The organism is Variovorax sp. 10N432, assembly GCF_056394465.1.
In genome coordinates this window covers 1-417 of the sequence record NZ_JBFTHX010000164.1, presented here as the reverse complement: position 1 = coordinate 417, position 417 = coordinate 1, and the positions used below count along the sequence as shown (strand labels likewise).

Below are 417 nucleotides of genomic sequence, written 5' to 3'. Positions count from 1 at the left end.
GCCAACAGCCGGTAGTTCTCGGGCTTGTACTTGACCTGCGACATCGCGAGGGGCGAGAGGATCATGTCGTTGCCGGTCGTCACCAGCAGCGTCTGGCCATCGGGCGGCGCGTTCAGCACGCTCGCCGCGGCGATCGATCCGCCCGCGCCAGGCAGGTTCTCGACGATGACCGTCTGCCCGAGCGCCGACTGCAGCGGCACCTGGATCTTTCGAGCCGCGACGTCGGCGGGTCCCCCGGCGGGATAGGCAACGCGCAGCACGATCGGCTTCGATGAGAGCGACTGCGCCTGGGCGCTGCCGAAGGGCTGCAGGACGGCGGCAGCGATGATCCAGCCGAGAAGGCGGCCGGTTCCTTGGTTGCTGTTCTTCATGAGGGGCTCCGAGGTGATTGCCAGTTGGAGAGACCGGAAAGCGGAT

General features: G+C 67.1%; 1 protein-coding gene. It reads right to left on the bottom strand.

All coding sequences use genetic code 11. The annotated features are described in order from the left end of the window. Positions 1–371 (bottom strand): Bug family tripartite tricarboxylate transporter substrate binding protein (locus AC1DF3_RS37160; RefSeq protein ID WP_478142836.1); only part of this gene is annotated, 371 nt, incomplete at its 3' end. Positions 372–417: the final 46 nt, after the last annotated feature.